The sequence below is a fragment of the Halorubrum sp. PV6 genome, from assembly GCF_003990725.2.
Lineage (GTDB): Archaea > Halobacteriota > Halobacteria > Halobacteriales > Haloferacaceae > Halorubrum.
The window spans coordinates 2,737,535-2,743,692 of the sequence record NZ_CP030064.1; the positions used below are offsets into that span (position 1 = coordinate 2,737,535).

General features: G+C 64.7%; 7 protein-coding genes. 2 read left to right on the plus strand and 5 right to left on the minus strand.

Annotation, left to right across the window (positions count from 1 at the left end; genetic code table 11):
* The first annotated feature begins 43 nt into the window (after positions 1-43).
* Positions 44-622: a hypothetical protein gene (locus tag DOS48_RS27695; RefSeq protein ID WP_127118796.1), complete on the plus strand. Its 579-nt coding sequence runs from the start codon at positions 44-46 to the stop codon at positions 620-622.
* Between the two features lie 192 nt (positions 623-814).
* Here DOS48_RS27695 and DOS48_RS27700 read toward each other — a convergent pair whose 3' ends face one another.
* A complete protein-coding gene (locus DOS48_RS27700; RefSeq protein WP_127118797.1) occupies positions 815-1,732 on the minus strand; it encodes a hypothetical protein in 918 nt (305 codons plus the stop codon).
* A gap of 241 nt (positions 1,733-1,973) precedes the next feature.
* Here DOS48_RS27700 and DOS48_RS27705 point away from each other — a divergent pair, with 241 nt between their 5' ends.
* On the plus strand, positions 1,974-2,387 hold the full coding sequence (locus DOS48_RS27705) for a hypothetical protein (RefSeq protein WP_127118798.1): 414 nt from the start codon (positions 1,974-1,976) through the stop codon (positions 2,385-2,387).
* A gap of 98 nt (positions 2,388-2,485) precedes the next feature.
* Here DOS48_RS27705 and DOS48_RS27710 read toward each other — a convergent pair whose 3' ends face one another.
* The 4 genes from DOS48_RS27710 to DOS48_RS27725 form a co-directional block, all read right to left on the minus strand.
* A complete protein-coding gene (locus tag DOS48_RS27710; protein ID WP_127118799.1) occupies positions 2,486-3,667 on the minus strand; it encodes an aspartate kinase in 1,182 nt (393 codons plus the stop codon).
* A 363-nt stretch (positions 3,668-4,030) separates the two neighbouring features.
* Complete coding sequence (locus DOS48_RS27715) at positions 4,031-4,807, minus strand: Zn-ribbon domain-containing protein (RefSeq protein WP_127118800.1); 777 nt, start codon at positions 4,805-4,807, stop codon at positions 4,031-4,033.
* Complete coding sequence (locus DOS48_RS27720) at positions 4,808-5,221, minus strand: DUF2073 domain-containing protein (RefSeq protein ID WP_127118801.1); 414 nt, start codon at positions 5,219-5,221, stop codon at positions 4,808-4,810.
* Entirely contained in the window at positions 5,221-5,862 is a 642-nt protein-coding gene (locus tag DOS48_RS27725) for an Era-like GTP-binding protein (RefSeq protein WP_127118802.1), read from the minus strand. The genes DOS48_RS27720 and DOS48_RS27725 overlap by 1 nt, the downstream gene beginning before the upstream one ends.
* Between the last annotated feature and the right edge of the window lie 296 nt (positions 5,863-6,158).

The window sequence follows — 6,158 nt, forward strand, 5'->3', positions numbered from 1 at the left end:
CACGGCCCGCACCGTTAAGTCGGTCGGGCGGGTTTCGGATCCCATGGACTACTCGCTCGCGATCGAGAACGGACCCGAAACGATCCCCGGCGGGACCGGGCTGCTCCTCGTTCACCCGAGCATCGGCGAGACCGACCGGATCGATACCGATTTCTTAAAAACAGACACCGACGCCTTCCTCGTCGTCTCGACGCGGACCACCGCGCGCGAAGTCGAGCAGAAACTCGAGTACTACGACGTCGACGAGACCAAAGCGACCATCCTCGACACGCTCTCCGTCGAGCGCGGGTACTCGCGGCGCTCCTCGGAGAACGTGTACTACGTCTCCGCGCCGGACGACCTCGACGGCGTCGTCGACCGAGTAGAGCGGTTCCTCACCGAACACGAAGGGAAGCGGCGCGTCTCCGTGGACTCGCTCACCGAGATGGCGTACTACGCCGACGACGACGCGGTGTACGAGGCGGCCGCGGACATCCTCGACCTCCTCGATGAACACGACGCGGTCGGCATCTTCCACCTCTCCGAGGAGGTCCACGAGGTCGCGACGCTCGACCGGTTCAGAGATCTGTTCGAGGGCGTCATCGAGCTCGACGGCGACGGGAACGTGGACGTCGACATCTAAGACGGGGTTAAAAGGAAGGGCGTCTGGGTTTTGTGCGGTGCGTCGTGTGTGTATTTTCGGATGCGTCGTGTGAGGTTTTTCGGATCCGTTCTGTGAGTGGTCCGTCGCGGCGCTACCTCGTCGGAGCGCTACTCCGACGCGGCGTTACTCCGTCGCGGCGCTACTCCGACGCGGCGTCACTCCGACGCGGCGCTACTCCGACGCGTCGACCATCGCCGCGACCGTCTTCTCCGCCCACGTCACCGCGTAGGCGGCGCCTCGATCCCGGTACGCGGCGGTGTCGAGCGCCGCGAACGGCGCGGGGAGGTCGAGGCCGTGACGGACCGCCGAGCAGGCGTACTCGGTCGCGGCCGCGAACGACGTCTCGCCGCGGGCGACCTCGCCGGCGAGGTCGTCGAGCCGGCCTTCGAGCCGCTCGCCGGCGTCGACCCACGCGTCGTACAGCTGCGGGTGGGTCTCCTCCCAGGCGGCGAACTCCTCGCGGGTGTACAGGCCGACCCACGCGTCGAACAGGGCATTCGCGATCTGGAAGACGTCGCTGGGGCCCATACCGGTCGTCGAGGCGCCCGTGTCGGGGTCCGGACGCCGGACCGCCGCGTCGAGGTCGCGGTAGCGGTCGCCGAAAAACGGGAGGAAGCTCTCGGGGAGACGAGCGGCCGATGAGCTCTCGGCGGACGATTCGCGGTGCCCCTCGGTTGACGACTCACGTGGCCGCTCCGGCAACGACCCCGGAGCCGGCTCGACACCGATCTGGACCAGCCGGTCCGCGATCAGGAACGCGAGGAACTCGTCGGGCGTTCCCTCGGCTCGGCGCTTGACGAGTACCGACTGCGGGTCAGTCTGGGTGGTCCGAACGACCGTGCCGTTGCCCGGAAGCCCGATCGTGAACGTCGAGCCGGCGTACTTTCGGAGCAGGTCGGGCGCCGAGTCGGGGAGCCACTCGACGGGAAACGACGCGGGGGAGAGCCCGTCGACGAACAGCCCGAGGTCCTCTGCAGCCGCCGGCGGAAGCGTCTCGAAGTCCGCGTCGACGTCGATCACCGGAGCATTTGGGGCGTTGGCCTCTCGCACCGATTCGAGGGTCTCGTCGAGCGGCCGGGTCGAGAACATTAGCCGAGGATATACGAGAGGATGATAAGGACCGACAGGACGGCCGAAACGCCGATCGTGCCGACGACGATCTGGGTGGATTTGCTCATACGAAAACGTGAGTCCGCCGGTCGTTTAAAACTATATTCTTCGGCGAAGGAGCCGGAACGTGCGTACGACGAAGGTCTGAAAACGGCCTGAACCGCGCTCACGGTCGCGCGGCCCGCATCGCATTTATACGGGGCCGGCGGGAACGCGAGGTATGCGGATCCGCGACGCACTTGAGTCCGACGCCGAGGCGCTGGCGGCGGCAACCGATCGGCCGCGAGAGGTCGTCACGAACATGGTTCATGACCGGTCGGTTCGAGTCGCAGTGAGAGACGACGGCGAAGAGGTCGTCGGGTTCGTCGCGTTCGACGTTCGCGACGACACCGTCCACGTGACCGACTTCGATGGAGATGAGAAGACTATCGAACGCCTCTTCGAGGAGCCGCGGCGGTTCGCGCGCCGAGAGGAGATGGGCGTCGAAGTTGTCGTCCCGACGGACGACGGGGTGAGCGAGGAGATAGAGCGGTTGGGGTTCGAGGCCGCGGGGCGCGGCCCGCGGTTCGAGGGGCGGCCGACGACCAGGTACCGGATCGAGTTCGAGGCGTTGGACGGACGGGAAGACGAGTGAGCAGCGGTTCGATCGATTGAAAAGAGCCGCTCGGTCGAACAGGACCGCTCGGCCTGAAAAAGGGTCGGTCGAACAGGACCGCTCGGCCTGAAAAAGGCTCAGTCGAACCGGCCCTGCACGATTTTGAGCGCCTCTTCGCGGTCGTCCCAGTCGACGAACACCGCGACGGACGTGGCGCTCGTGATCAGGTCGATGATGTTGATCCCGTCTTCCGCGAGCGGCGCGATTATCTCTTGGATGACGCCGGACTGGTTCGGGAGTTCTCCGCCGGTGACCCGGATGACCGCAATCGGGTCCGCGACGGTCACCGACGAAAGGGCCTCGTCGTCGACGACGGCCTCGTGAAGCAGCGCCTCGGCCGTCTCGGCGACCTCGACGTCGACGTAGAAGGTGACCGAGTCCATCCCGGACGCGACCGCGTCGATGTTGATCTCTTCTCCGCGGAGCGCGTTCGCGAGCTGTGAGAGGATGCCCGCTCGGTTCCGGATCGCGCGACCGGCAATGGTGAGACACGCGAGCGGCTCCTCGCGCATGTCGATCAGGCTCTCGAACTCGCCTTCGATCCGGGTCCCGCCCCTGAGTAAGTCGCCGTGCTGGTAGTGGACGACTCTGACGGCGAGGTCTTCGTCTTTATACGAGAGCGCGGACGGCGCGACGACCTCCGCGCCGCGGAAGGATAGGTTCCGTAGCTCGTCGACCGTAATCTGGCCGACGTTACGCGCGCCCTCAACGACGCGTGGGTCGCCGGTCATCACGCCTTCGACGTCGGTGACGATGACGACTTCGTCGGCGTCCATGTAGTTGCCGAGCATCACGGCGGTGGTGTCCGACCCGCCGCGCCCGAGCGTCGTGACGTTGCCGTCGTGGTCTTCCGCGAGGAAGCCGGTGATGATGGGGACGACGCCGTCCATGTCGGCGGCGATCGCTTCCGCGCGCCGTTTCGTCTCCTCGACGTCGACCTCGCCGAGTTCGTTCGTGATGACCGGCCAGTCGGGGTGTCCGGGTTCGAGGAAGACGGCGTTGACGTCGCGGACCGAGAGCGCGGCCTTCAGCATTCGGACGCTCGTCCGCTCGCCCATCGAGACGATTTCGGCGCGGTCGGCGTCGTCGGTCTCGAAGGTGATGTCGTCGAGGAGGTCGTCGGTCGTCGACCCCATCGCGCTCGCGACGACCGCGATCTCGTGGCCCGACTCGACGGCGTTCGCGACCGAGTCCGCCGCGCGTTCGATCCGGTCGCCGCTGCCGAGGCTCGTGCCGCCGAACTTGGCGACTACGCGCATACGGCCACCTCGGCGGCGAGTCGTCGGGTCGACGGCTTCGGGCGGCCCGTAATAGAGCGCGAGCGAGACGGCACACCGAGGGTGCGATCGGTAGACATGGGCGCCCGTAACGGAGGAAGCCGCATAACTGTGTCTTCTTCGTCAAGGGTCACCAAACTGACCATATCGGCAACGGGAGGCGAGTCTATCGGGAGAATTCGATCGATTGTTCGGATAACGGGGGTGAAGTAGGCGGATGACGAAGCCACGGATGTCGGGTGGCGGAGGTTGCAGGTGGGAAGGGCTGGAGGTAGAGGGAGGTTACAGGTGGGAAGGGCTGGAGGTAGAGGGAGAGTATGAAGAAGACGGGGCGACAGTCGTCAGTTACTCGTCGGAGATGCCCCACGCGTCGGGCATCTCGATGACGTACCGTCCGTCTTCCTGTAAGGAGATGATGTACTCCTGGCGGTCGTACAGCTCCATCAGGTTGAGTTCGTACTTGCCGGGGCTGACGATCCGGATGCTCTCGAACTGCTCGTTGAGTTCGTCGCGGAGGTCGTCGATGTCGGGACGGTGGCCTTCTGGGTGGGCGGCCGGGTCGGAGTCGGGCGAGGAGTCGGCGTCGACATCTCGACTCGCGCGGTCGAGTTCGTCCGGAGAGACGACGTCGGAACGAGCGCTCGCCTGCGCGACGTCCTCTTCGCTTCGGTCGCGGATGTGTTCCGAGTCCGTGCGCTGAGCGTCTGCGGATTCTGGAGAAGCGTCTGCGGGTTCTGGAGAAGCGGCTTCGGAATCTGGATCGTGTGCGGGTTCCGGAGGAGACGCAGACGGTTGGGTCGTGGTCTGTCGGTCGTGGTCAGCAGATTGATCGGGATTAGTCGGGTGATCGGAATCTTCCGGTTGATCGGAGTCGGCCGATTGGTCAGGGGCGGGTGTGGATGAACGGTCAGGGGCGGGTGTGGATGAACGGTCAGGGGCGGGCGTGGATGAACGGCCCGTAGAGCCGGTTGCACGACCGGCGGCGGGCGACGGACTGTCGTCCGCCGACGCGCCGGCGGGTTTGAACTGGAACTTGTTCCCCCCGCAGTCGGGGCAGCCGGAAAGCATCTCCTTGGAGCCGTCAGGGAACGTCCGACCGCAGGTGGTACACTGGTGTGGCATTTACTTTCTGGAGACGAGCGTGCTGATGAGGTTCTCGTCTTTGTGTAGCGTCTCGATCTGGTTGGCCGGGCCGATGACGGTGAGCTTCTGCGTCGATTTCCGACCCATCAGTTTGTCGAGGAAGCTCTGGTCGCCGGCTTCGGCCTTCGGGTAGGTCTCGATCTCGATCCCGGTGAAATCGTCGGGGCTGATCTCGGTCATCGTCACCTCGATGAGTTTCGACTCCTCGTCCGGCGAGAGCCCCTCCTCTAAGATGACGATGTTGCCGTCGCGGACGCCGTCGAGGATGAGCCGGATCTTCTCCATGCCCGTGAGCCCGTCCATTCGAGCGCCGCTTATCATGTCGATCCGGACCCCGTCGTCGGAGTCGTCGGAGGACCCGTCGCCGTCGACGTCTGGGGTTGGACCAGGCATTAGCCGAAGTACTCCGCGATCTTGGTGTACACTTCGTCCATGTTGTCGCCTTCGAGCGCCGACAGCGCGATCGTCTCGTGTTGGGGGAAGGCGTTCGCGATCTGCTGGACGTCCGATTCGGCGAGGTCGGTCTTGTTCGCGAGGATGAGCGCGGGGAGGTCCTGCGACTCGATGATGCCGATCAGCATCGTGTTCACCTGCGTGAACGGGTCGGAGGTCGAATCGAGCACGTAGATGACGCCGTCGACGTCCTCGCGGAGCCAGTGCATCGCCTCCGCGACGCCCTCGGTCGCCTCGCGTGACCGCCGGACGGCGTCGTCTTTGTCCATGTCGTGGTCGAGGAACTCCTTGTAGTCGACCTTCGTCGTGACGCCCGGCGTATCGACGATGTCGATGGTGACCGTTCGCCCGTTGCGCTCGATCTCCACGTTCTCTTTCCGGCGAGCGCGACGCGTTTCGTGTGGAATGTGGCTCTCTGGCCCCACGGCGTCGCCCGTCCAATCGCGTGCAATTCGGTTCGCGAGGGTCGTCTTTCCGGCGTTCGGCGGTCCGTAGATCCCGATCCGCTTGGGTTCGTCGGCCGCGAACAGCCCGTCTGTGACCCGTGATATGCTGTCTTTAAGATTCGTGAGCAGTCCCATCCTGACCTCCAATTTGTGTAGTGTTCCCGAACACCGCGTTCGTCTTTCTCGACGCCGTCCGATCCAGATACACGACGCCCGCGTAGGGAATTACGGTAGCATCCACGCCGCTTTTACTTAACAACTGCGTCAGACGTTGCCGATCAGAGGTGTCGCCGCCGGACGGACAGTAACTGGGGATTTTGTGATTCCCGGGGACGTGTAGTCATTGGGGGATTGTGATCGTCGGGGACGTTGTGATGGCGGGTAGTTGCGCTAAGATAGGTATCGACAACCTGCTTCGTGGTAACACATCG

What these genes read in the sequence shown, in the direction of transcription:
- DOS48_RS27700 (WP_127118797.1), bottom strand. Translation starts at nt 1,732, where the DNA reads ATGTTCTCGACCCGGCCGCTCGACGAGACCCTCGAATCGGTGCGAGAG.
- DOS48_RS27725 (WP_127118802.1), bottom strand. Translation starts at nt 5,862, where the DNA reads ATGGGACTGCTCACGAATCTTAAAGACAGCATATCACGGGTCACAGAC.
- DOS48_RS27715 (WP_127118800.1), bottom strand. Translation starts at nt 4,807, where the DNA reads ATGCCACACCAGTGTACCACCTGCGGTCGGACGTTCCCTGACGGCTCC.
- DOS48_RS27705 (WP_127118798.1), top strand. Translation starts at nt 1,974, where the DNA reads ATGCGGATCCGCGACGCACTTGAGTCCGACGCCGAGGCGCTGGCGGCG.
- DOS48_RS27720 (WP_127118801.1), bottom strand. Translation starts at nt 5,221, where the DNA reads ATGCCTGGTCCAACCCCAGACGTCGACGGCGACGGGTCCTCCGACGAC.
- DOS48_RS27710 (WP_127118799.1), bottom strand. Translation starts at nt 3,667, where the DNA reads ATGCGCGTAGTCGCCAAGTTCGGCGGCACGAGCCTCGGCAGCGGCGAC.
- DOS48_RS27695 (WP_127118796.1), top strand. Translation starts at nt 44, where the DNA reads ATGGACTACTCGCTCGCGATCGAGAACGGACCCGAAACGATCCCCGGC.